General features: G+C 41.4%; 27 protein-coding genes. 14 read left to right on the top strand and 13 right to left on the bottom strand.

Annotated elements, in window-relative coordinates; genetic code table 11:
* The first annotated feature begins 18 nt into the window (after window positions 1-18).
* Window positions 19-543, top strand: a complete 525-nt coding sequence (gene hpf / locus N0B29_RS04685; RefSeq protein WP_263832549.1) for a ribosome hibernation-promoting factor, HPF/YfiA family — start codon at window positions 19-21, stop codon at window positions 541-543.
* A 2-nt stretch (window positions 544-545) separates the two neighbouring features.
* Here hpf and recG read toward each other — a convergent pair whose 3' ends face one another.
* The 7 genes from recG to N0B29_RS04650 all read right to left on the bottom strand — a co-directional run bounded on the left by recG (window position 546) and on the right by N0B29_RS04650 (window position 7,180).
* A complete protein-coding gene (recG, locus tag N0B29_RS04680; RefSeq protein ID WP_263832548.1) occupies window positions 546-2,384 on the bottom strand; it encodes an ATP-dependent DNA helicase RecG in 1,839 nt (612 codons plus the stop codon).
* Entirely contained in the window at window positions 2,371-3,621 is a 1,251-nt protein-coding gene (locus tag N0B29_RS04675; protein ID WP_318526690.1) for a M16 family metallopeptidase, read from the bottom strand. The genes recG and N0B29_RS04675 overlap by 14 nt, the downstream gene beginning before the upstream one ends.
* A gap of 44 nt (window positions 3,622-3,665) precedes the next feature.
* Entirely contained in the window at window positions 3,666-4,715 is a 1,050-nt protein-coding gene (locus N0B29_RS04670) for a dehypoxanthine futalosine cyclase (protein WP_263832546.1), read from the bottom strand.
* The gene (locus N0B29_RS04665) at window positions 4,699-5,205 is read right to left on the bottom strand and encodes a hypothetical protein (protein WP_263832545.1); all 507 of its coding nucleotides are present in this window, start codon (window positions 5,203-5,205) and stop codon (window positions 4,699-4,701) included. The genes N0B29_RS04670 and N0B29_RS04665 overlap by 17 nt, the downstream gene beginning before the upstream one ends.
* Entirely contained in the window at window positions 5,189-5,491 is a 303-nt protein-coding gene (locus N0B29_RS04660) for an AtpZ/AtpI family protein (protein ID WP_263832544.1), read from the bottom strand. The genes N0B29_RS04665 and N0B29_RS04660 overlap by 17 nt, the downstream gene beginning before the upstream one ends.
* A complete protein-coding gene (gene hemL, locus N0B29_RS04655; protein ID WP_263832543.1) occupies window positions 5,488-6,774 on the bottom strand; it encodes a glutamate-1-semialdehyde 2,1-aminomutase in 1,287 nt (428 codons plus the stop codon). Before hemL ends, N0B29_RS04660 begins: the two co-directional genes overlap by 4 nt.
* A gap of 61 nt (window positions 6,775-6,835) precedes the next feature.
* Window positions 6,836-7,180: a c-type cytochrome gene (locus N0B29_RS04650; RefSeq protein ID WP_263832542.1), complete on the bottom strand. Its 345-nt coding sequence runs from the start codon at window positions 7,178-7,180 to the stop codon at window positions 6,836-6,838.
* A gap of 70 nt (window positions 7,181-7,250) precedes the next feature.
* Between N0B29_RS04650 and folD the strand changes: the two genes are divergently transcribed.
* The 11 genes from folD (at window position 7,251) to N0B29_RS04595 (ending at window position 16,044) form a co-directional block, all read left to right on the top strand.
* A complete protein-coding gene (gene folD / locus N0B29_RS04645; RefSeq protein ID WP_263832541.1) occupies window positions 7,251-8,090 on the top strand; it encodes a bifunctional methylenetetrahydrofolate dehydrogenase/methenyltetrahydrofolate cyclohydrolase FolD in 840 nt (279 codons plus the stop codon).
* 13 nt (window positions 8,091-8,103) lie between these two features.
* Window positions 8,104-8,931: a signal peptidase I gene (gene lepB, locus N0B29_RS04640; protein ID WP_263832540.1), complete on the top strand. Its 828-nt coding sequence runs from the start codon at window positions 8,104-8,106 to the stop codon at window positions 8,929-8,931.
* Window positions 8,931-9,584 (top strand): site-2 protease family protein, encoded by a 654-nt coding sequence (locus tag N0B29_RS04635; protein WP_263832539.1) that lies wholly within the window; start codon window positions 8,931-8,933, stop codon window positions 9,582-9,584. The genes lepB and N0B29_RS04635 overlap by 1 nt, the downstream gene beginning before the upstream one ends.
* A gap of 87 nt (window positions 9,585-9,671) precedes the next feature.
* On the top strand, window positions 9,672-10,100 hold the full coding sequence (rpiB, locus tag N0B29_RS04630) for a ribose 5-phosphate isomerase B (RefSeq protein ID WP_263832538.1): 429 nt from the start codon (window positions 9,672-9,674) through the stop codon (window positions 10,098-10,100).
* A gap of 2 nt (window positions 10,101-10,102) precedes the next feature.
* Window positions 10,103-10,435, top strand: a complete 333-nt coding sequence (locus N0B29_RS04625; protein WP_263832537.1) for a hypothetical protein — start codon at window positions 10,103-10,105, stop codon at window positions 10,433-10,435.
* Between the two features lie 147 nt (window positions 10,436-10,582).
* Window positions 10,583-11,140, top strand: a complete 558-nt coding sequence (locus tag N0B29_RS04620; protein ID WP_263832536.1) for an adenine phosphoribosyltransferase — start codon at window positions 10,583-10,585, stop codon at window positions 11,138-11,140.
* The gene (trpB, locus tag N0B29_RS04615) at window positions 11,140-12,345 is read left to right on the top strand and encodes a tryptophan synthase subunit beta (protein ID WP_263832535.1); all 1,206 of its coding nucleotides are present in this window, start codon (window positions 11,140-11,142) and stop codon (window positions 12,343-12,345) included. The genes N0B29_RS04620 and trpB overlap by 1 nt, the downstream gene beginning before the upstream one ends.
* 4 nt (window positions 12,346-12,349) lie before the next feature.
* On the top strand, window positions 12,350-13,039 hold the full coding sequence (locus N0B29_RS04610; protein ID WP_263832534.1) for a DedA family protein: 690 nt from the start codon (window positions 12,350-12,352) through the stop codon (window positions 13,037-13,039).
* Window positions 13,029-14,480, top strand: a complete 1,452-nt coding sequence (locus N0B29_RS04605; RefSeq protein WP_263832533.1) for a leucyl aminopeptidase — start codon at window positions 13,029-13,031, stop codon at window positions 14,478-14,480. The genes N0B29_RS04610 and N0B29_RS04605 overlap by 11 nt, the downstream gene beginning before the upstream one ends.
* 155 nt (window positions 14,481-14,635) lie before the next feature.
* Entirely contained in the window at window positions 14,636-15,205 is a 570-nt protein-coding gene (locus N0B29_RS04600) for a CheB methylesterase domain-containing protein (RefSeq protein WP_263832532.1), read from the top strand.
* Window positions 15,205-16,044, top strand: coding sequence for a CheR family methyltransferase (locus N0B29_RS04595; RefSeq protein ID WP_263832531.1), 840 nt, complete (start codon window positions 15,205-15,207; stop codon window positions 16,042-16,044). Before N0B29_RS04600 ends, N0B29_RS04595 begins: the two co-directional genes overlap by 1 nt.
* A 26-nt stretch (window positions 16,045-16,070) precedes the next feature.
* On the opposite strand, the gene N0B29_RS04590 is transcribed toward N0B29_RS04595, so the two are convergent.
* Window positions 16,071-16,619, bottom strand: coding sequence for an isochorismatase family protein (locus N0B29_RS04590; protein WP_263832530.1), 549 nt, complete (start codon window positions 16,617-16,619; stop codon window positions 16,071-16,073).
* A 94-nt stretch (window positions 16,620-16,713) separates the two neighbouring features.
* Here N0B29_RS04590 and N0B29_RS04585 point away from each other — a divergent pair, with 94 nt between their 5' ends.
* Complete coding sequence (locus tag N0B29_RS04585; protein ID WP_263832529.1) at window positions 16,714-17,250, top strand: RBBP9/YdeN family alpha/beta hydrolase; 537 nt, start codon at window positions 16,714-16,716, stop codon at window positions 17,248-17,250.
* A gap of 8 nt (window positions 17,251-17,258) precedes the next feature.
* On the opposite strand, the gene N0B29_RS04580 is transcribed toward N0B29_RS04585, so the two are convergent.
* The 5 genes from N0B29_RS04580 to N0B29_RS04560 form a co-directional block, all read right to left on the bottom strand.
* Complete coding sequence (locus N0B29_RS04580; RefSeq protein WP_263832528.1) at window positions 17,259-18,425, bottom strand: YbfB/YjiJ family MFS transporter; 1,167 nt, start codon at window positions 18,423-18,425, stop codon at window positions 17,259-17,261.
* Complete coding sequence (locus N0B29_RS04575) at window positions 18,415-18,786, bottom strand: cupin domain-containing protein (protein ID WP_263832527.1); 372 nt, start codon at window positions 18,784-18,786, stop codon at window positions 18,415-18,417. Before N0B29_RS04575 ends, N0B29_RS04580 begins: the two co-directional genes overlap by 11 nt.
* 87 nt (window positions 18,787-18,873) lie before the next feature.
* Window positions 18,874-19,731 carry a zinc metalloprotease HtpX gene (gene htpX / locus N0B29_RS04570; protein ID WP_263832526.1) on the bottom strand — a complete coding sequence of 286 codons (858 nt, stop codon included), beginning with the start codon at window positions 19,729-19,731 and terminating at the stop codon, window positions 18,874-18,876.
* Between the two features lie 19 nt (window positions 19,732-19,750).
* Window positions 19,751-19,945: a hypothetical protein gene (locus N0B29_RS04565; protein WP_263832525.1), complete on the bottom strand. Its 195-nt coding sequence runs from the start codon at window positions 19,943-19,945 to the stop codon at window positions 19,751-19,753.
* Between the two features lie 105 nt (window positions 19,946-20,050).
* Window positions 20,051-20,188 (bottom strand): hypothetical protein, encoded by a 138-nt coding sequence (locus tag N0B29_RS04560; protein ID WP_263832524.1) that lies wholly within the window; start codon window positions 20,186-20,188, stop codon window positions 20,051-20,053.
* A 121-nt stretch (window positions 20,189-20,309) separates the two neighbouring features.
* Between N0B29_RS04560 and metE the strand changes: the two genes are divergently transcribed.
* The gene (gene metE / locus N0B29_RS04555) at window positions 20,310-22,505 is read left to right on the top strand and encodes a 5-methyltetrahydropteroyltriglutamate--homocysteine S-methyltransferase (protein ID WP_263832523.1); all 2,196 of its coding nucleotides are present in this window, start codon (window positions 20,310-20,312) and stop codon (window positions 22,503-22,505) included.
* Window positions 22,506-22,518: the final 13 nt, after the last annotated feature.

The following is a 22,518-nucleotide window of genomic DNA, read 5'->3' as shown; positions in this document are numbered from 1 at the left end:
TAAGGAAAAGGAGACAAGATGAACACAAGTATCGTAGGAAAACAATTTGATTTGACCGAGCCAATCAAGGCTTATATCGAAGGAGCAGTTGATGCTCTTGGCAAATACAATTTGGACATTATCTCTGTGCGTACTGTGATCTCAGCGGATGAAAAAAATGGCAAAAAAGGCTTTAATGTCGAATTTGCTATTAACATGGCACATAAAAACACCGTTGTTATTCAACAAAAAGATAAAGATGTTTATGCTGCGGTAGATCTTGCGATTGAACGAGCAAAAAAAGTGCTTAGACGTCACCACGATAAAATTAATACCCATAAACCAATTGAAGGTATTGTTGCTGTACCTGAAGTTGTCGAGAATGCTGAAGGAAGTGATGATGAGATCGTTCCAATGCGTCTTAACAGCTATAAACCTGTCGAGGTTGAAGATGCTATGAATGAACTCAAAGCCTCAGATAGACAATTTATCGTTTTCCACGATATGGAAGATAAATTCCGCGTTATGTATAAAAAAACCGATGGAAGATTCGGACTTTATTAAACCTAAGCTTTGGGGAGGCTTTTAGCCTCCTCTATTCTGCTTTTCGCCTCTTTTAAAATTTCCTCATCGCTACCCATTTCAAACCAAACCAGCTTTTTACCGCTTTGGATGCTTCCTTCCACCACATCACCACCTTGGCGGTACTGTAAATCAAGCTCCGCGATCTCAAAACCATCAAGCGTTTGACTAAACTTTTCAAGCCTCTCGCTTTTGGCTAAATTGGTATAAAGGTAACAGTATCCTTTTAAACCATTTCGACTTACGCGTCCACGAAGTTGATGCAAACTAGCGAGCCCTAATCGTTCTGCACCGACGATAACGATGGTTGAAAGCCTTGGAAGCGATATACCCACTTCGACCACTGTCGTAGAGATGAGCAAATTGCCCTCCTCTTTAAAGGCTTTTAATATCTCTTCTTTGTTTTTATCTTTCCCATACGTTACATAGACTTTCTCAAAATTTTTCTCCCAAAAACCACGCCCTTCATCAATGGACTGGTAGTTCACCATCTCACTCTCTTCCACCAAAGGATAGACGATAATACACTGATGATTGTGTGCAATTTCACTTTTGAGATGCTCAACCAACGCTTTAAAATCTTTTTTGACAATCACTTTGGTGGTAATGTCTTTTGGAAATGGAAGCATTTTAATAAATGAAAAATCAACCAAGGAAGACTGAATCATGCTCAGAGTTCTTGGAATCGGCGTCGCTGAGAACTGTAAGTAATGCGGATGCCACGCCTGTTTTGAAACAAGTGCTGAAAGGAGTGCTCTTTGTTTCGTACCAAAGCGATGTTGTTCATCGACCATCACAAGCGCACACTCTGGAAGTTCCCTATACAAAAGAGCATGTGTGCCGATAATAAAATCAAAATTCTCTAAAGGATCTTTACTCTCTGCCTCTTGTGTCACTAAAATACTCTTTACATGTAAAGGCAAAAACTTCTTTGCCTCTTCAAAAAGTTGGTTGGCAAGTACGGTGGTTGGTGCCATCAAAACAGATTTTTTAGGATACGCCATCATAACTGATGCCAAGATAACCATGGTTTTACCACAGCCAACATCACCCATAATGACACGCTTGGCAGCATTTTCACTTAAAAAATCATTTTTGATCTCACCAATGACTTTTTGCTGATCGGTCGTTAACGTAAAAGGAAGCGAGGCGATGAACGGTTTTTCATCGCCATCAAGTTTTGCACAAGAGGGAAAACTCACCTTTTTACCAGAGAGTTTTTTGAGGTAGTTATGAATTTCGACATATTTCAACACTTTTTGTATGGATTCCGAGTAACCAAAACTGCTTATGGTACTTGCCTCTTTGGCACTAGGTCTATGCAAGCTTAAAATACTCTCGGCTTCTTTTACATGTAAGCCCTCATTTAAGAGTGCATCAAGGGTGAGATAACACTCCATCAAAGCTATAACCGTTTTGTTTTGAAGGGTTGTTTTATACTTTGGTATTAAGGTGTTGATGGTTGTCACAATTTTAGGCTGTACCATCTGCATCCTGCCACCATTGTACTGCACTTTCCCGTTAATATAAAGCTCATTCCCCACTTTAAAGAGTGTTTTATGGTAAGGTTTTGCCGCAAAAATGACACCGTCAAGATGCGTTTTCCATGCCTCAACATAAAAGAGAATTTGAAAAACTTTAGGGCTTTGTTTGAGCGAAATCACCTTTACATGTAAGGTGTTGATTTGCTCTAAAAGCGGTGTGGGAGAAAGGGTTGTGTTTTCATAAGAATGAGGGAGGAGTAGCGCTAAATCCAGTAGCGTTACTACCCCTATTTTTTTAAAGCGTTCCTTATCGATCGGATCAAGATCAAGGTTTTTCACGTTTCGTGACTACCGAAAAGCTAAGGGCTGTGATCTCATCGTGTTTTTTAATGAAACGGTTAAGCTCTTCAAGGCTTAATTTCTCGATTTTCTCTAACTGCTTTTTAGAATGTCCCAACTCAAATCCACCATAATACTCAAAAAATGCGCGAGAAAGACGCTGAGAAAGCGTTTCATTGCGAAGTGGCTCGCTCCCAAGTAAAAAGCGTTTTGCTTGAGCAAGTTCATCTTCTGTAACGCCCTCATCCACAAAACGTTTAATTTCAGCGGCAACCACTTTTTTAGCTTCATCCAAATTCTCATTTTTCGTTTGAAGATGTCCTGTAAAACTACTGTTTGATTTACCTATGCTCGTTCGACTATAACTTGAATATGCCAAACCTCGCTTCACGCGCACCTCTTCCATCAAACGACTTCCAAAACCACTCTCTCCTAAAATGAAACTTGCTACTTTGGCCTTATACGCCTCTTCATCACCACTTTTCATGTAAAAAGGAGCACCAAAATAGATGTACGCTTGTTCGCTCTCTTTAGAAACAATCAGCTCTTTTGCATTTTTATTAGCATCAAAGTAAGCCATGTCACGGCGTTTTCCATGTTTGATTTCAGCCAACACCGGAAGAAGCAGTTTCTTCACCTCTTCGAGTTCTATATCGCCACCCGCAACGATGATAAGACTCTCCAAATTCACATGTTCTTTGTAAAAATTCTCAACATCTTTCAGTTTAAGTGCTTTAATGCTTTTCACATCGCCACTGTACGCATGGGCAAATGGCGTATTTTCAAAAATGAGTTTTTGCAAATTGAGATTGGCGATGTAGTCAAAATCACTCTCTTTATTGGAAAGCATTCCAAGGGTTAGAAGCTTGATTTTATCGAAGCTCTCTTTGGTAAAGTTCGGACTTTTAAGCAATTTTTTAAGCATATCCATAGCATAAGGGAACTGCTCTTTTAGGGCAGATGCTTCAAAGACAAGGGTTTCAACACCGCTGTGAGCACCTAGACTAATGGCACGAAATTCAAGCTCTTCTGCAAATGCCGTTGCACCCATCTCTTTGGTACCTTCGCCCAGCATTGCTGCTAAAAATTTGGCAACACCTTCATTATGCGCATCTTCCATGCTACCCGCATTTTTAACCACAAGTTGTATCGAAGCCAGAGGAAGTGAGGCATCCTTTTCAAATACGATAGGAATTTCCACACCATTGACATTGATTTGACTAATCTCTTGACTCACTAATACTCCTTGTAACAAAATCATTATTGTAAAAAATACTCTTTTCATGCGAACTTCTCCAATATCGTGTACGAAGTATCGCGTTTGGCAGGGATAGAACCGATGTCTTTGATGAGTTTAATCATCTCCGCTTGATTCATGCGGTTTGCTGCTCCTGCTGCTTTGACGACGTTCTCTTCCATCATCGTACTGCCTAGATCGTTTGCTCCAAACATGAGGGCAAGCTGACCGATGTAGCTGCCTTGCGTCACCCATGAGCTTTGGATGTTTTTAAAATTATCGAGGTATAAACGACTGACGGCTAAAAGCCTGAGGTAACGATTTGATGACTGCTTTTTGATTTCAGGATGTTCTTCTTTGAGCTTGGTATGGTCGCTTTGAAAACTCCACATGATAAACGCTCTAAAGCCGTCTGTCTCATCTTGAAGCTCTCTGATTTTTTCCCAATGCTCAATGATCTCTTCATCACTCTCTAAGGTTCCAAACATCATTGTAGCCGTTGAACGCATACCGATTTTATGGGCGGCTCTATGCACACCCAGCCACTCTTCAGTCCCTAATTTTTTAGGGGCTATGATGTCACGGACACGGTCACTCAGTATCTCAGCTCCTGCTCCTGGTATGCTGTAAAGTCCTTTTTTCTGAAGACGCAACAGAACCTCTTGGTAGCTGATCTTTGAGATTTTAGCGATGTAATCAATTTCAATGGCTGAAAATCCATGAATGGTAATGCTAGGGTAATTCGTACTAATCCACTCTACGAGCTCTTCATACCATTCGATTTTAAGCTTTGGATGAACGCCGCCTTGGAAAAGAATTTGCGTTCCACCAATCTCGATCAATTCCTCAATCTTTTGACCAATTTCTTCAAAAGAGAGCACATAAGATTCATCTTCTTTATGGTGACGATAAAAAGCGCAAAATTTACAATCAACCCAGCAAACATTGGTATAGTTTATATTGCGATCAACAACAAACGTGGTCAAATTTTCAGGGTGAAGCTCCATTTTTCGCTTCAACGCCATTTCCCCTAATGTATTAAGGTCTACCTCACGAATCAGACGTAAGGCTTCTTCATTACTCATTCGTTTCATTCAAACCCTTTTTAACAAAAAAAACAGATAAAAAGCTCGAAAGTGGCACCACACTGAGTCCCACAAAAAATGCCATCGCATCCAAGTTATCATGGCGAATTAAAAAAAGCACCGCCAAGAAAAGTACGCCATACGAGAGGATACGATACAGTGAAAGCGCACTTTTATAGCTTAAAGCAAGATTTTGAAAGCTCTGTTTAAAGCCTATTTTAGAGACTCTTGGAGCAACGCTCTCTTTTTCATCATCCTCATCATCTTCTTTGTCATCTTCATAATACTTGTCAAATTTATCATTGGGAATGAGTCCTGCATCGACTCGTCTTTGAACAAATGTATGATACGAGCGAAACGATGCCATTGTGATGAGCAGTGAACATGCAAAAGCTATTTGCGTGTTGAGTAGCCAATCTCCGCCTTGCACCAAAGAGAGAAGAATGACAAGAACATCACCCATGAGGTAAAAGCGCAAAAGCCTACTTGTCGTCTTCATCTTCATCATCATCTTTGGGTTGTTGGTATTTTTTATACCTTACATCATCTTTGAGTTCATCCAAGGAAGCAACATTTTTTTGGTAAGCTTTATAGACATTGAGGATCGCTCCACCAACGCCCCAAAAAACACCGACCCATAGAAGCCATGGTGTATTAAACCAGTTGCTCATAAGCATTCCAACACCAATACCAATCAAAACAGCGACGACAATAGAAATACCTAATGAGAGCTGTTCAGCACCTTCAATGAGTTTACCGTATTTTGGTTTTTTCTCTTCGCTCATGCTATCTCTTCAAATACTTTTATTGCCGCTTCGATGGTATCTTCAATCATTTCATCGCTCATGGCATCACTAATAAAGCCTGTTTCAAACTGCGAGCATGCAAAGTAAAAACCTTCACTCAACATACCTTGATGAAAGGCGGCAAAACATGTTGTATTGCTTTTTAGGGCATCATCAAAATTTTTCACAGGTTTTTCATTAAAGAAGAAGCCAAACATTGAGCCAATAGCGCCTACTTGAAGGGTAATGCCCGAAATTGCAGCCGCATCTCTAAGCCCTTCAACAAGTCTTTTCGCTTTTTTCTCTAGTCTTATATATAAATCAGACTCATCAATAATTTGCTCCAAAGAAGCAAGTCCCGCCGCCATCGCTACAGGATTTCCACTGAGTGTACCTGCTTGGTATACGGGACCATCTGGGGAGAGTTTATCCATGATTTCAGCACGTCCACCAAACGCACCCACAGGCATTCCTCCACCGATAACTTTACCAAACGTCACCAAGTCTGGCACGGTTTGGTAAACACCTTGAGCACCTCTGAGGCTTGCTCTAAATCCGCTCATAACTTCATCAAAAATCAGCAATGTTCCGTGTTTGTCGCATAAAGCTCTAAGCTCTTCCAAAAATTTTGCATCGGCAGGAACAAAACCCATATTGCCCGCAATTGGCTCGATGATAATACAAGCAATGTTTTTAGAATTTTTAAAACACTCTTTGACACTTTTGATGTCGTTATATTTTGCTAAAAGTGTATGTTTCGTCAAATCGGCAGGAACACCCGGAGAGCTTGGGCACCCAAAAGTAACCGCACCGCTTCCTGCTTGGACTAAAAGCGAGTCGCTATGTCCGTGATAGCAGCCTTCAAACTTGATAATGTCATCTTTACATGTAAAGCCGCGCGCTAGTCTAATCGCACTCATAACCGCTTCGGTGCCACTGCTGACAAAACGCACTTTATCCATTTCAGGAAAGAGTGAGCAGATAAGGCTTGCCAGCTTGGTTTCCGCTTTGGTAGGAGCACCAAAACTAAGTCCTTTTTTAACCGCTTTAATAACCGCTTTTTCAATTTTTTTATTAGCATGCCCAAAAATCAGTGGACCCCAACTTTGAACATAATCAACATAACGATTGTTATCGACATCGACAAGATACGCACCCTCACCTTTTTTAATAAACAAGGGCGTTCCACCCACACTTTTAAACGCACGTACAGGAGAATCTACTCCGCCAGGAATAACATTTCTAGCTTTTTCATACGCTTTAATGCTTTTATCATAGTGCATTTTTCATTTCCTCTCGTTATTTTTATATTATTTTACAGAAAGTTTTTAAACAAACGACTTTCTACTTTTTGACTTCACTGGAAACATAATAGTACAGGCTGTCGATCTCTTGCCATGTTAAAAAGTATGTTGGCATCACTCTGTGCTGAGAGGTCAGTGCTTGAAAAAAACGCTCTTTTGAAACCGTGGTTATATTGGGCGCTTCAAGAACAACATCTCTGTTTTTGGATGAGTATTTTGAGATGACCGCACCTTCACCTTTTTCACCGTGGCATTTGTTGCATCCAATACCTCGTGGATTGGAATAAAGCATCTTTGCGTATTCCATTTTAGAGATAAAATCTTCACTTAAAAGTGGTGTTATAAACAAAAATAGTAACACGTTACATGTAAGCCAAAATCGCATCAAAACTGCTTTATCCTCTCTTTATTCGTAATTTGGTATAGTATCAAAAATGAACTAAAAGGATGTTTGAATGCAGATCCTCGATGGAAAAGCACTATCAGATCAAATCAAACTTGAACTCAAAAAAGAGAGTATCAAACTAGGCGAAAAAGGTGTAACACCAGGTCTTGCCGTGATTTTAGTCGGCGATGATGCCGCGAGCCAAACCTATGTCAAAATGAAAGAAAAAGCGTGTGATATTGCGGGCATTTACTCCATCATTCATAAGATGCCAACGACGATTTCGCAAGAGAAAATTCTAGAGACTATCGCTATGATTAACGACAATCCAAATATTGATGGTGTCCTCGTTCAACTCCCTCTTCCAAAACATATCGATACCACAAAAATTATTGAAGCGATTGATCCTAAAAAAGATGTTGATGGTTTTCATCCCTTCAATGTTGGTCGTTTGGTTGCTGGACTGGACAGTTTTGTACCATGCACCCCTCTGGGTGTAATGCGTCTTTTAGAACACTATCAAATTGACACAAAAGGTCTTGATGCCTGCGTCGTGGGTGCAAGCAATATCGTTGGAAAACCGATGATGAACCTTCTTTTAAATGCAGGTGCAACGGTTGATATTTGCCATATCTTCACCAAAGATCTTAAAGCACATACGAAGAAGGCTGACCTTGTCATCGTGGGAGTGGGTAAGCAAAACCTTATTACCGAAGATATGATTAAAGAGGGTGCGATTGTCATTGATATTGGCATCAATAAAACCGAAGACGGACGCATCGTAGGTGACGTTGACTTTGCAAATGTCGCACCAAAATGCAGTTACATTACCCCCGTTCCTGGCGGAGTTGGGCCTATGACCATCGCAATGTTGTTGGAAAACACCATCAAAGCTGCACATCACCGTTAACATTAGGATATCTATGAAAAATTTACTAAACCGTTTTTATACCTTTTCCAACAGTTGGACAGGTACGATTGTTATCGTTTTATTTGTTATTTTCTTTGTCGCGCAAGCGTTTGTCATTCCTAGTGGGTCAATGATCAAAACATTGCTTATTGGCGATCATCTTTTTGTTAAAAAATTCTCGTATGGCATTGCAACGCCACATCTTCCTTGGATAGAAGTTCCTGTATTGCCCGATTTTAAAGGTAATGGGCACATTATAGAAGGCAGTCGTCCCCAACGTGGAGACATTGTTGTTTTTCGCTATCCAAAAGATGAAAAAGTACATTATGTTAAGCGTTGTGTTGCCACAGAGGGCGATGAGATTCTTTTCCAAGAAAAAAACCTTTATATCCATTTTTCAGAAGGTGATGAGTACATTAAAGCCAATTATCCTGAAGCGAAGATCAAAACTATTGCTGGCAAACTCTGGGTAAACAACCCTTACATTGAGAAATTTCATGGCATCCACTACGATGACGCTATCAATCTTTTCCAACAAATGGTTTTACATTTAGGCGCCAATCAACTTGCAATGAAACCAGCCCTTGTCCAAGAGCTTCCTAGCCTATCAGGATATGGATTTAATGCGTTTTATGCGAAAGTTGAAAAAGATCACTTTTTTATGATGGGCGATAATCGTGACCACTCTAATGACAGTCGTTTTTGGGGAAGTGTCCCGTATAGCCTTATTGTAGGAAAACCTTGGTTTATCTATTTTTCATGGGATGATGACTACAAAATCAGATGGAACCGAATAGGCCGTTTTGTTGACTCTATGCAATACGACGAGAGCTTTTTGTAATGGACAATATTCACATTCTTGAGATCGTTGCCACTGTTTTAGCCCTTATGATGGCTATTATTGGGCATGAAATCATGCATGGCTATGTCGCGTACCGTTATGGCGATACAACCGCTAAATATCAAGGTCGCCTTAGCATCAACCCTATTGTACATGTTGACATTGTAGGAACCATCATCGTGCCCGCTGTGCTTTTTTTTAGCGGTGCTCCTTTTATGTTTGGTTGGGCAAAACCTGTGCCTATTTTTATCCCTACGGTGATTCGCAATGGCGGCTATAAGGCTGCCATTCACGTCGCTTTAGCGGGCATTGCTTACAACTTTACGCTCGCACTTTTATGCGCAGGCTTACTCAGCTTTTTTAAAGACCTGCACGAAGTCAATACGCTGATAGAATATTTCTTTGTCTATTTCTTAATCCAGTCGTTAATCTACAATGTGGTTTTAGGACTTTTCAACCTCTATCCTGTTCCACCTCTTGATGGTTCACATGCGTTGACGTACTTTGCGATGATTATGAAATGGACTCCTATTGTGCGCTTTTATGAATCCATGGAACGCTATGGCATGATCATTCTTATTATTTTCATTGCAACCCCGCTTTCACACTACTTTTTTCTACCAATTCGCTACGTTATCGGATGGTTATATTAACAGGCTCTCTAAGGAGAGTCTGTTTTTGGAATTTATAATAATCCTTGTGCTATAATCGTCCTTATTACCTTATAGAAGGACATTTCCTTGAAGTTTTTTATCGCAACCGATCATGCAGGCATCGCCATCAAACCCGATGTCATTGTCATGCTTCAGCACATGGGGCACGAAGTCATTGATCTTGGACCTTTTAACGATGAGCGCGTTGATTATCCTGACTACGCACACGCTCTTTGCCTCGAAGTTCTCAAGAACAGTGGCACACAAGGCATTCTTATCTGTGGATCAGGCATCGGTATGAGCTTGGCTGCCAATAAACATATTGGTATTCGAGCAGCCCTTTGTCATGATGCTTACACAGCTGAGATGGCGCGAGCACACAATGATGCCAATGTACTCTGTTTTGGTCAGCGTATCGTGGGACTAGGTGTTATTGAGTCCATGCTTAAAGCTTGGTGTACTACCTCATTCGAGGGTGGTAGACACGCTGAACGCGTTCTTAAAATAGAGTTATAACCATGGCATTTGACTGGGTTGTAGCAACGGTACTTTTTTCCGCTTGTATCTATTTGTTGATTATGGTGTTTTACTTCAAAACGCTTCTACGCAAAGAGAAGCGCAGTAATATTGTCGTCAAACAAACTCTCAACGATGCCGAAGTAGTCATCCGTAAATATCAAGTACAGCTTCAACGCTCACTGGGTAATATTGATATTTTAAGTGATGAACTTAAAAAGGTCAAAAATGACCTTAAATCACTTCGTACCCGTAACAGTCAATACCGCATGGAAGGCGATAAGCTACGCCAACATATCAAAGAGCTCGAAGGAAAAATCGAAGCACTTTTATAATAAATTTATGTTGGAAGTATTTTACTTTTCTCGTTTTACATGTAAACATTTTTCTGCCTCGCAAGAGGCAAGCTTTAGCGCCTCAGTGGCTAACGTAGCTTTCTAAGCTTTGCTTAAAAAGCGTATAAAAATAAAAAAGGTTATTGTATGAGTCATTTAAGTGAAGCCGATAAAACTTATCTTTTAAATTCTATTAGAGAAATCGAAGACTTTCCAAAACCAGGCATTAAATTCAAGGATATTACAACCCTTCTAGGCGATGCAAAAGCATTTACACTTTTGATGGATCACTTAGTTGATCGCTATTCTCAAATGGAGATTGACTATATTGCGGGTATTGAAAGTCGTGGATTTATCTTTGGTGCAGCTTTGGCATCGCGTCTTAAAACGCGTTTCGTTCCTATTCGAAAGCCAGGCAAACTTCCTTACACAACCATTAGTGAAAAATACTCTTTAGAATATGGTGTTGATGCTGTTTCAATTCATATTGATGCCTTTACTTCCGCTGGCATCGCTCAACCAAAAGTTCTTTTGATCGATGATCTTATTGCAACAGGTGGTACTGCAACAGCAGCCGTAAACCTTATCAACAAAGCTGGAGCAAAGTGTATTGAGGCCTGTTTTATCATCAACCTTACCTTTTTGCAAGGTGATCTTGACATCAAAAAGAACACTTCTGTTTATTCCGTCTTAGAGGTGTTTTAATGTATATTCCTAGAATTTCTAAATTCGATCCTGATCAAAATGGACACTTTGGTATTTTTGGAGGACGTTATGTTCCTGAAACATTAATGCCTGTGCTGATTGAACTTGAAAAAGAGTACCAGACTCTTCGCTTCAATGAAAACTTCTGGAGCGAAGTTGAACACTACATGAAAGATTATGTAGGACGCCCTTCTGCGCTTTACTACGCCAAAAATATTTCACAAGAGTTAGGAGCAAAAGTCTATCTTAAACGAGAAGACCTTAACCACACGGGTGCTCATAAAATTAATAACACCATCGCTCAAGGCTTAATCGCTAAAAAGATGGGTAAAAAACGTGTTATCGCAGAAACTGGTGCAGGACAACACGGTGTTGCTACGGCTACCGTTGCAGCACTTTTAGGACTTGAATGTGAAATCTTTATGGGGGAGAAAGATGTCGAGCGACAAGAACTGAACGTCTTTCGCATGAAGCTTTTGGGTGCTAAAGTGCATGCCGTAAAAAGTGGAAGTAGAACCCTTAAAGATGCTATGAATGAGGCGATCCGCTACTGGGTAACTCATGCAAGAGACACCTTTTACATCATTGGAACGGTTGCAGGTCCTCATCCATACCCTATGATGGTACGTGATTTTCAAGCGATCATCGGCTATGAAGCTAAGGCGCAAATCTTAGTCAAAGAAAAACGTCTTCCCGATATGGTTGTTGCTTGTATTGGTGGTGGCAGTAACGCTATGGGTATCTTTAGTCACTTCTTGGGTGATGAGGGTGTTAAGTGCGTAGGCATCGAAGCAGGAGGTCTTGGCATTGACACCGATAAACACGGCTGTTCTCTTGCTAAAGGAAGTCCTGGTGTCCTTCACGGTCAAATGAGCTACCTTCTCCAAGATGATGATGGACAGATTTTAGAGGCGCACTCTATTTCTGCGGGACTTGATTACCCTGGCATTGGACCAGAACATGCGTACCTCAAAGAGCAAGGCGTGGCTCATTACGATAACATTACCGATCAAGAAGCACTCGATGCGTTTGTATGGTTGAGCCGTAAAGAGGGTATTATCCCTGCTTTTGAGAGTGCTCATGCGGTGGCTTATTTGAAAAAAATCCCTAAAGATGAGATCAAAAACAAAGTCATCATCGTCAATCTTTCTGGACGTGGTGATAAAGACATGGTGCAAGCAAAATCTATTTTAAACATAGGATAAAAAGATGAGTGAATTTTTCAATAAGCACTCTGGAAAACTTTTTACCCTTTTCATGGTCGTCATTCTCTCAACACTGGGCTATGTTTTATACATGGCTCCTGTCCAAGGGTTAGAAAATAAATTTATCTACCTTATGAAACAGTATGGCTATATCATTCTCTTCTTTTGGGGAATGCTTGAAGGAGAGATGGGACTTGTGATGGCAGGACTTCTTACCCATACAGGAGATATGAATCTTTTCATTGCAATTTTCGTGGCAGGACTGGGTGGGTTTGCGGGGGATCAGGTCTATTTTTACATTGGCCGATTCAATAAAAAATTTGTCTATAAAAAACTCCGAAGTCAGCGTCGCAAACTAGCTCTCGCACATCTTCTTTTGAAAAAACATGGCTGGCCTATTATTTTCGCACAGCGTTACCTTTATGGTTTACGCACGGTTATTCCTATCTCCATAGGACTGACACGGTACAGTGGAAAAATGTTTGCCTTAATCAATCTTATCTCAGCATGGTTTTGGGCAGCACTTACCATCGTACCTACATGGTATTTTGGTCAAGAAATTCTCATCGTTATCCACTGGGCAAAAGATCACTGGTACTTCGCCCTCCCATTAGCGGGAATCATTGGTGGTGGCATCTCTTACTACTTTCACAAAGTAACCGACAAGACATTTAAGGAAAAACATGCAAATTGAAGTTATCAATCAAAAATTAAATAGCGCATCCGCTGACGCTAAAATCGTTTTTGTTATTAATAAAGATTTAACCCATACATGGGTTATCGATAAAGAGACTTTGGAACTTTTAGGATTTAAAGGCGAAAGTGAAGAGAGTGCTTTTATACCTTCAAGTAAAACACTTTATGTTGGATGTGACTCGCTCGATGCTGATGAGATTCGCCTTGCAGCTTCTAAAGCACTTGAGAGTATCAAAAAAACAAATCTCAAAACACTGGCGATTGGAACGTATTCTCATGATTGCCCTGGTATGAACATCAAGGCACTCGTAGAAGGTTTCATCTTAGGAAGCTATACTTTTGATGCTTATAAAAGCAAAAAAGAGCCTTCAAAACTTGAAAAAATTACGATCTGTTTGGAAGATTACAGCAGAACAGATGTTTCAATGGAAACAGCTAACAAAGCCCTTCGCGCAGCCACAGCCGTTGCCGAAGCGACTAACTTTGCCAAAGAGATTGTCAATTCAACACCCAATGACATGACACCGATTGCTCTTGCAGAAGCTGCGCAAACGTTAACATCCATTCCAAATGTTACATGTAAAGTGATGGATGAGCATTTTCTAAAAGAGCAAGGCATGAACGCGTTCCTTGCCGTCAATCGTGCCAGTGTACACCCTCCTCGCCTCATTCATCTTACCTATAAGCCTGAAAATGCTAAAAAGCGTCTGGTTTATGTGGGTAAAGGTTTAACGTACGATAGCGGTGGACTAAGCCTAAAACCTAGTGAGCACATGGTCACTATGAAAGCGGATAAAAGCGGCGCGGCGGCTGTTATGGCTATCTTAAAAGCAGCTGCAACCCTTGAGCTTCCTTATGAAATTCATGCCATTATTGGCGCGACCGAAAATATGATCGGTGGTAATGCTTATAAACCCGATGACGTACTGGTTGCCAAGAACGGTAAAACGATTGAAGTGCGCAATACAGACGCTGAGGGTCGTTTAGTCTTGGCCGATTGTCTGTGCTACGCACAAGAGCTAAAGCCTGACCTACTGGTTGATATGGCTACACTTACGGGTGCATGCGTTGTTGCACTTGGCGAATACACAACAGGCATTATGGGTCACAACAGCGAGCTTAAACACTCTATGCGAAAAGCAAGTGATACCAGTGGTGAACTTAGTGGTGTCTTGCCTTTTAACAAATACCTTAAAAAACTACTCAAAAGCTCAGTCGCCGATATGTCAAACATCAGTTCTAGCCGTTACGGTGGTGCCATTACAGCAGGGTTATTTTTAGATAATTTCATTGAAGATGAAAATAAAGACAAATGGCTTCACCTCGACATTGCAGGACCTGCTTATCTTGAAAAAGCGTGGGGATACAACCAATTTGGCGCAAGCGGAGCAGGGGTTAGAATGAATCTTTACTGGATGTTTGAAGACAACAAAAAATAAGCTTCTTGCAAAACACATTTTGTAAGAAGTAAAAGCACCAAAGGTGCGTGGGCACTCTGCCTAAGAGAACCCAGTGTTAACGTAGTCTTTAGAGCTTTGCTTTAAAGACGTGTTTAGAGTTTTGCAAGAACTCTAATAAGAAGACTTGGAGCTTTATGAAACCAAAAATTGTGTTGATCGGAGCCTCTACAGGAGGACCCGGTCATCTTAAAAAGATTTTATCTGCGATTTCCCCAACGTATAATGGTGCTATTGTTATTGCACAACACATGAATGCAACGTTTATTCCCAGCTTTATTAGCCAATTTCAAAATGAACTGAGCCTTCCTGTTCATGCCATCAATCAAAGAATGCCATTAAGTAACACCAATATTTATATTTGTCCTCAAAATTGCCATCTCATCAAAGGTGATTTTTCACCTAAAATAGAGCCTATTGCTGAGGGAGAAACGCCTTACAATCCAAGCATTGACACTCTTTTTTCTTCTGCGGTTGAGTACATTAAAGACGCGGAGATATTAGCAGTTTTACTCACAGGAATTGGGCATGATGGTGCCAATGGGCTCAGTGAATTGCAAAAAAATGGGGCTCAATGTATTGCTGAGAGTGAAAAAAGCGCTATAGTGTATGGTATGCCAAAACGTGCTATGGAAATTAATCCTAATATCGTTTCGTTACCATTGGACGATATTATTCAAACCATTAAAAAATTTGGAGAATCTTGATGTTTTTTTGGAATCGAAAAAAAGAGCCAGCGACTGCGACCAAACAAGAAGTCGTAACACCCCAAGAGTTCAATACATTTGGGCTCCAAGACCTTTTGCATTACATTAAACGCGAAATTGGCGTTGATCTGTTTTCTAAAAATAGTGTCATCGAAACCAAGCTTCGTCTCTTTTGTGAACGCAAAGAGATTTATAGTTTTCGCAAGCTCTTTGAGACACTCCAAACGGATCGAACACTCAGACAAGACCTCATTGACTTGGTCACCGTCAACGAAACCTATTTTTACCGGGAAGAGTCCCAACTGGATCTAGCCGTGACCTTTGCACTTGCCATTCCCAATGTCAAAATTCTCTGCGCTCCTTGTGCTTCGGGTGAAGAGGTCTATTCTCTCTCCATGATGCTTCAAGAACGTCGCAGAGAGCCTAGAGAATTTAGCATTACAGGCATTGACATTAACTCAGAAGCGATTGACAAAGCACAAAAAGGCGTTTTTTCGGAGCGTTCATTGCACAAATTAGAAGAGCGTCTTAAAGACAAATTTTTCACGCATGAAGATCGTTATTATCACGCGAGAAAAGAGTATTTTTCCTCCATTTCGTTTACAAAAGTCAATATTTTTGAGCATGAGTTTCTTTCACTAGGCAAATTTGACATCATCTTCTCACGCAATATGCTCATCTATTTTGATGACGATTTTCGCCTTAAAACCATTGAACGCTTTGCTACCCTTCTTAAGCCTGAGGGCAAGCTCTTTTTAGGGCATGCTGACATTATCCCCGATAATCATTACTTTACCAAACACACCGACAACCGACTCTCCTATTATGTAAAGAAGTAGTTCAAACTTCTTTACATGTAAAAGATTTAGAGTGCTTTAACGAGGCTACTTATCTCTTTAAACTTTGGATGAAGCGCGCTTTGAAGCAACTCAAAGAGAAGTGATTCTGTGGTACATAGTCTTGCTCCCTCTTGCTCCATACGGCGAAGCGCTATCTCATGGTCATGCCTTTTTCGAGAACCCATTGCATCCACACACACGATTAATTCAAATCCCGCTTCTAAAAGATCGAGCGCACTTTGTAACACACAAACATGACTTTCAATTCCTGCAAGTATGATGCTTTTCGCTCCGCTTTGAATGACAGCATTGACGACTTCTTCGTTTTGATAACAGCTAAATGTACGTTTTTCATACACCGTTTTATCGTCCAACAATGCACATAGCGATGGAATTGTCTCGCCAAGACCTTGCGTGTATTGCTGATTGCACAGAATGGGAATATTGAAAGTTTGAAGCCCTTTGAGTAAGACTACCAAATGCTTCTCTAAAGACGCATGCCCCTCAATATGGGGGAAAAGACGCTCTTGAACATCAACGAGCAACATAGCGGTCTGTTCAGGATTTAGACGCATCAAAACTCCTTATTTTTTTGATATTATCATAACCTAGACTCTCTTAAGTCATGCTAGACTACAATACATTTTTATTTTAGTATATGAGGGATTTATGGCAACATCGGTACTGATTTTACCCGGCTATCAAGGCTCAGGAGAAATGCATTGGCAAACACTTTGGGAAAAAGAACATGCTGATTTCAAACGCGTAGAACAGCGTGATTGGGAGCATCCTATCTGTCAAGAATGGGTTGAGAAACTTGAAAAAAGTGTTAAGCAAGCAGGTCAAGATGTCATTATTGTTGCGCATAGTATTGGCTGTTTAGTTCTTGCGCACTGGGCAGCTTCTCAAAATCACACTCGCATCAAAGGCGCACTGATTGTCGCGCCACCCGATCCAACAACAAGCTCATTTCCACGTATTGCCGAAGGTTTTGAACAAACACCTCTGCTATCTTTTGGCTTTCCAAGCATCATCATCGCAAGCAGTAATGACCCTTATGGAAGCCTTACTTACGCGCAAGATTTAGCCAAAGCATGGGGAAGTCATTTTGTAAATATTGGCGAAAAAGGACATATCAACACTGCTAGCAATTTAGGACTTTGGGAAGAAGGTCTTGTCTACTTAAAGCAACTCCAACGTGAATAATCCTCTTTTTAGAGGCTTATCCATGAAATAATCATCGCACCAAGCAAACAGAGTGCAGAGGTTATAAAACTCACGCTAAAATCGCCTGTAAAATCAATCATTATGCCTGAAAGCAAAGGCCCTACAATCTGCCCTACGCCAAAAAAGAGCGTAAGCAAGCTCAAAATGCGTGCCGTATGCTGTGTGCCAAATAACTCCGTACTTAAAGTGGCCATAATGGAAGGCACTGCCCAAGTAGAAAGCCCAAAGAGTGTTGCGGAGACAAAAAGCCAACCAGAAGGAAGTGTTGAAGCGAGCATAGCATGCGCTGTTGCTTGCACTAAAAAAAGAATTCCAAGCGTTTTGTAGCGCCCCATTCTATCACTCACAAAACCAAACAAAGGTCCTGAGAAGAGACTCGCAATGCCTAAGATTGACCAAAATGTCCCTGAAATCTCCGTACTTACACCCCATTTACGAACGGCCGTCAAGACAAAAAAGGTCATAAACATAATGGCAGTCATCCCAAAAATTCCAAACAGAACACCTGTTTTCAAGAAGGCACGTGAACTTAAAATCGTTTTGAACTCAAGGCTATCGTGATGAGAAGAGAGGGAACTGTGAATTGGAAACGCTTTAAGTGTGCCGTGTGCAAACCAAGCGATCAACACAATGATGAGCGCAAACAAGCTCCACCCTACCCGCCACTCAGGGAAAGGAAAAAATTCAAGATACGGAACAATGATACCGCTGGTAATAATGCCACAGCCAATCCCAGCAACCACCAAGCCTGTTGCTTGTCCTTTGATATGAGAGGGAACAACTTGAGCAATGTAAGTCATAATCGCAATATTCGCCTGCGCTCCAAAAAAACCCGTTACGGCAAAAATCATCGCCGCACTCCAGTAGTTGGGAGCCAGTGCCATAAAGATCATGCTGATCGCCTGGGTTAGTAAAGAACGTGTTATCAGTGTTGCCGCACCAAATTTACGGTAAAACTGTGATGTGACAAAAAGACCTATAAAATAACCCACAAAATTGGCACTGCCAACAATGCCAGCTTCAGTAGCGTTCATCAAAAGCTCGCCTTGCATGCTAGGAAGAATCATACCAAACGCAAAACGAGCTAGCCCTAAACAGGCAAATACAACCAAAATGCCTGCGACAATTGGTTGTAAGTGCGCTCTAACAGCCACTGATTGAACCTGTGGGAACCATCTCTATTGTGTCATCTTTGTTTGGAACGAGGCATAAAAATTCATAATCTTCATCGCCAATTACATGATACGAATGAGGCACACCTGCTGGGACAAAAATAATGTCGTCTTTTACAGCGATGAAACTCTCATCTCCCATTTGAACTCTGGCTTTGCCTTTTAAAACATACTGCTCATGTTCAACCGTATTGGTATGAAATGGCATGTGTCCATCTTTTTTAAGAACAAATTTGCGCATCGCAAAATGAGGCGCAACTTCTGGAGAAATCAGCATTTGCATACTCGCACCCTCGCCTGCTTGAAGCGGTGTACTTGGAATTTCGTGGAGTGATTTTTTCATCTTATATCCTTTACATGTAATGTAGATGGTAATGTACTTTTTACCTTAAAATATAGCTCATTTTAGCGCAAAGATTTTAAGTTCGCCTTATGATTTTAACTCTAATTTGAGCTCTTCAAGTCGCGCAATGCGATCTTCCGTAGATGGGTGCGTTGAAAAAAGCGAAGCAAACGAAATATCTTTACCCGAAAAAGGATTGACGATAAACAGATGCGCACTCTCTGGCGTTGCCTCATGCACCATGCCTTGTCGGTTGTAGTTCGAAAGTTTTGCCAGTGCGCTTTGAAGCCACTCTGGATGACGTGTCAAACGAGCCGCTCCCTCATCTGCCATATATTCACGATTGCGACTAATCGCCATTTGTATCACCGCTGCCGCAAGAGGCAAAATGATGGCAAGAGCGATCATTACAATAGGATTTGGTCTATTTTCCCTATCGCCACCTCCAAAGATAGCTCCAAATTGCAACATATTGGCAATCACACCAATCGCTCCTGCGATGGTTGCGGCAATGGTTCCCACTAAAATATCATAATGTCTTACATGACTGAGTTCATGCGCTAAAACCGCTTCAACCTCCTCATCATCTAAAAGCTGTAAAAGCCCTTCGGTGACTGCAACTGCGGCATGTTTTGGGTTGCGTCCGGTGGCAAACGCGTTGGGCGTTGAATCGGGAATAATGTAAACTTGAGGAAGCGGAAGATTGGCTTTTTGGCTTAAACGCTCAACAATAGTATAAAGTCCATTGGCTTCTTGACGCGACACAGGCACAGCATTGTAGTGGCGCAAGACAAGTTGGTCAGAGTAAAAATAGCTCACAAAGTTCATAACACCTGCCATCACAAGAGCGATAAGCATGCCCTGCGTTCCTCCCATCATGCCACCAACCCAGACAAATAAGAGTGTCATCAAGGTCAATAGGACAACCGTTTTTATGACTTCCATCTGCGTTCCTTTGAGAAAATTAAACACTCATTTTACCCAAGATTGGTAAATAATTTTTCGCACAATTTTTACATGTAAACCATTGTGCTATAATGCCGCCATCAAATTTAAGGATGCACAACACGTGAGACTGCCTCTGGGCTTTGGCAAAAAGGGCTACTTTAGGCTCGCTTCTATTCAAGCTTCTACGATTGAATACAAAACCAAACGCCATCAAACACGCCTATTGCATACCACCCGCCTCTTTGCCGACACGTGTGACCAAGAAGCCGTTGAGGACGATCCGCCACCTCTTAGCGCTGCTCTTCTCGGATTTGTCTCATCGTACCGCCCAAGACTGTGCAAATGCAGTCGACTGTTTGCAAAACGCGCCCACTCTGCCATAAAGCGTGCCAAAAAAAGACGTAAATGCAACTGCCACTCCCGCTACTTCAGCTTCCGCCGAACCGGTGTTCATCCTCCCCTTTTTCCTTTCTTTCAACCATTAAACAACGAGCTTTGCCACGCATGCATGCGCTGGCTTAATTTATCAAAAAAGCAGTGCTTTTTTGATGTGTAAATGAACAAGGAAAAGAAGTATGTCACAAACTTATGTTACCGGTTTCCCTCGCATTGGGGAAAAACGTGAGCTCAAATTCGCATTAGAGGCGTATTGGGCAGGAAAAACAGATTTTGAAGCGGTGAAAACAGTTGCAAAAACATTGCGTGCACGCCATTGGAACTACCAAAAAGAGCGTCATATAGACTTTATCTCGTGCAATGACTTTAGTCTGTACGACACGATGCTTGACACTACCGTAATGCTAGGAGCCATTCCTTCACGCTTTGCAAATATTGAAGATAAAACAGCGCGTTACTTTGCAATGGCAAGAGGCGACGATGAACGTGCAGCAATGGAGATGACCAAGTGGTTTAACACCAATTACCACTACATTGTGCCTGAAATTCATGCCAACATGAACTTTCACGTTGACATCTCCAAAATTGCAGAAGAGTATCTTGAGGCTAGAGAGCATGGCGTCAATCCTAAGATAAACCTGATCGGACCATTGACTTTCTTAGCACTCTCAAATTCTATTGATGGAAGCGATATTTTTTCACTTTTTGATGGAATTCTTGAGGCATATATCAAAGTGCTAAAAGCCATTGAAAGTTTAGGCGAAAACATCGTCGTACAATTTGATGAGCCTTTATGTGCAAAAAGCTTAGAACCAAAATTTTTAAGCCTGCTTAAAATTGCTTATCGAACATTAGGAAGTGTCAGCAAAAACTTAAAAATCGCCGTAGTGACCTATTTTGATCGTGCCAATGAAGCCGTTGTCATTTTAGGGAACTGCCCTATTTGGGCGATTGGGCTTGATTTTGTTTACGGTGAAGAAAATCTGGATGCCCTTTTACATGTAAACGATAAAGTACTTATTGCTGGGCTCATCGATGGGCGCAATGTTTGGAAAAACAATGCCTCAAAAACGTATGAATTGTTGGAAAGAATAAGCGAAAAAATTGATCCTAAGCAAATCATTATTTCCACTTCATGCTCGCTGTTACATGTACCTTTTTCAACCCGTTTTGAAGAGAAAATGGCACCTGAAGCTAAAAGTCGCCTCAGTTTTGCACTGGAAAAACTTGAAGAGTTAGAGCAGATCAATACCCTTTGGGAAAAAAGAGAAAAACCTGTTGCTAGCATCTGCGCTAAAAAAGCAACTCCGGTTAAAAACAGTGCCATTGCCTACACCAGATCACCTTACGCTACCCGTTTTGCCTTACAACAAAAAGAGCTGAATCTGCCACTTTTCCCTACCACCACCATCGGCTCGTTTCCTCAAACTAAAGAGACGAGAACCGTGCGCAATGCCTATAAAAAAGGTGAGATTTCACGTGAGCAGTATGAGGCATCTTTAAAAGAATCGATCAAAGAGTGCGTTGAGCTCCAAGAGGAACTGGGACTGGATGTTTTAGTACATGGCGAGTTCGAGCGCAACGACATGGTCGAGTACTTTGGTGAACTCTTAGAGGGTTTTGCCTTTAGTGAAAATGGTTGGGTTCAAAGCTATGGCAGTCGTTGTGTCAAGCCACCTCTTCTTTATGGAAGTGTGAGCCGTAAACAATCTCTAAGCGTCGACTGGACGGTTTATGCGCAAAGCTTGAGCGATAAGCCAATGAAAGGCATGCTCACAGGGCCTGTGACCATTCTCAACTGGTCATTTGTACGCGATGACATTCCTAAAAGTGAAGTTGCTTTTGAAGTCGCACGTGCAATCGCCGAAGAGGTCGATGAGCTTCAACGTCATGACATCAAGATCATTCAAGTCGATGAAGCGGCGTTCAAGGAGGGGTATCCTCTGCGCGAAGAGAAAATCAAAGCCTATGAAAAATGGGCGGTGGAGAGTTTCAAAGCTTCAATTGGGATTGCATGGGATCAAACACAGATTCACACGCACATGTGTTACAGCAACTTCAATGACATCATCGACACGATAGAGCGCATGGATGCCGATGTCATCACCATCGAGACTTCACGCAGTGGCAATAAGCTACTTAAAGTCTTTCAAAAAGCAAACTACAAAGCGCAAATTGGACCGGGTGTGTATGACATCCACTCGCCTCGCGTTCCAAGTGTGGAGGAGATGAGCGAGCAGATCAAAGCGTTCTTGCAAGTGCTTCCTAAAGAGCAACTCTGGATTAACCCTGATTGCGGGCTTAAAACAAGAGGATGGAGTGAGACAAAAGCGGCTTTAACCAACATGATTAAAGCCGTGCATTTAGCGCGTTAAGCGTTTGCTACGA

Origin of the sequence: Sulfurospirillum oryzae (assembly GCF_025770725.1) — a bacterium.
In the GTDB taxonomy this organism is placed as follows: Bacteria; Campylobacterota; Campylobacteria; order Campylobacterales; family Sulfurospirillaceae; genus Sulfurospirillum; species Sulfurospirillum oryzae.
Note: the sequence above shows the minus strand (reverse complement) of the source record. Positions and strands in the feature narration are given on the sequence as shown.

Excerpts from the sequence above, each read along its gene's own strand:
- N0B29_RS04600 (WP_263832532.1), top strand. The coding sequence starts at position 14,636 with ATGAAACCAAAAATTGTGTTGATCGGAGCCTCTACAGGAGGACCCGGT.
- N0B29_RS04560 (WP_263832524.1), bottom strand. The coding sequence starts at position 20,188 with ATGAACACCGGTTCGGCGGAAGCTGAAGTAGCGGGAGTGGCAGTTGCA.
- N0B29_RS04605 (WP_263832533.1), top strand. The coding sequence starts at position 13,029 with ATGCAAATTGAAGTTATCAATCAAAAATTAAATAGCGCATCCGCTGAC.
- N0B29_RS04610 (WP_263832534.1), top strand. The coding sequence starts at position 12,350 with ATGAGTGAATTTTTCAATAAGCACTCTGGAAAACTTTTTACCCTTTTC.
- N0B29_RS04595 (WP_263832531.1), top strand. The coding sequence starts at position 15,205 with ATGTTTTTTTGGAATCGAAAAAAAGAGCCAGCGACTGCGACCAAACAA.
- N0B29_RS04620 (WP_263832536.1), top strand. The coding sequence starts at position 10,583 with ATGAGTCATTTAAGTGAAGCCGATAAAACTTATCTTTTAAATTCTATT.
- N0B29_RS04670 (WP_263832546.1), bottom strand. The coding sequence starts at position 4,715 with ATGAAACGAATGAGTAATGAAGAAGCCTTACGTCTGATTCGTGAGGTA.
- folD (WP_263832541.1), top strand. The coding sequence starts at position 7,251 with ATGCAGATCCTCGATGGAAAAGCACTATCAGATCAAATCAAACTTGAA.
- hpf (WP_263832549.1), top strand. The coding sequence starts at position 19 with ATGAACACAAGTATCGTAGGAAAACAATTTGATTTGACCGAGCCAATC.
- htpX (WP_263832526.1), bottom strand. The coding sequence starts at position 19,731 with ATGGAAGTCATAAAAACGGTTGTCCTATTGACCTTGATGACACTCTTA.
- N0B29_RS04585 (WP_263832529.1), top strand. The coding sequence starts at position 16,714 with ATGGCAACATCGGTACTGATTTTACCCGGCTATCAAGGCTCAGGAGAA.
- N0B29_RS04660 (WP_263832544.1), bottom strand. The coding sequence starts at position 5,491 with ATGAGCGAAGAGAAAAAACCAAAATACGGTAAACTCATTGAAGGTGCT.
- metE (WP_263832523.1), top strand. The coding sequence starts at position 20,310 with ATGTCACAAACTTATGTTACCGGTTTCCCTCGCATTGGGGAAAAACGT.
- N0B29_RS04625 (WP_263832537.1), top strand. The coding sequence starts at position 10,103 with ATGGCATTTGACTGGGTTGTAGCAACGGTACTTTTTTCCGCTTGTATC.
- hemL (WP_263832543.1), bottom strand. The coding sequence starts at position 6,774 with ATGCACTATGATAAAAGCATTAAAGCGTATGAAAAAGCTAGAAATGTT.
- N0B29_RS04635 (WP_263832539.1), top strand. The coding sequence starts at position 8,931 with ATGGACAATATTCACATTCTTGAGATCGTTGCCACTGTTTTAGCCCTT.
- N0B29_RS04565 (WP_263832525.1), bottom strand. The coding sequence starts at position 19,945 with ATGGCGTTTGGTTTTGTATTCAATCGTAGAAGCTTGAATAGAAGCGAG.
- lepB (WP_263832540.1), top strand. The coding sequence starts at position 8,104 with ATGAAAAATTTACTAAACCGTTTTTATACCTTTTCCAACAGTTGGACA.
- N0B29_RS04665 (WP_263832545.1), bottom strand. The coding sequence starts at position 5,205 with ATGAAGACGACAAGTAGGCTTTTGCGCTTTTACCTCATGGGTGATGTT.
- trpB (WP_263832535.1), top strand. The coding sequence starts at position 11,140 with ATGTATATTCCTAGAATTTCTAAATTCGATCCTGATCAAAATGGACAC.
- N0B29_RS04575 (WP_263832527.1), bottom strand. The coding sequence starts at position 18,786 with ATGAAAAAATCACTCCACGAAATTCCAAGTACACCGCTTCAAGCAGGC.
- N0B29_RS04590 (WP_263832530.1), bottom strand. The coding sequence starts at position 16,619 with ATGCGTCTAAATCCTGAACAGACCGCTATGTTGCTCGTTGATGTTCAA.
- N0B29_RS04650 (WP_263832542.1), bottom strand. The coding sequence starts at position 7,180 with ATGCGATTTTGGCTTACATGTAACGTGTTACTATTTTTGTTTATAACA.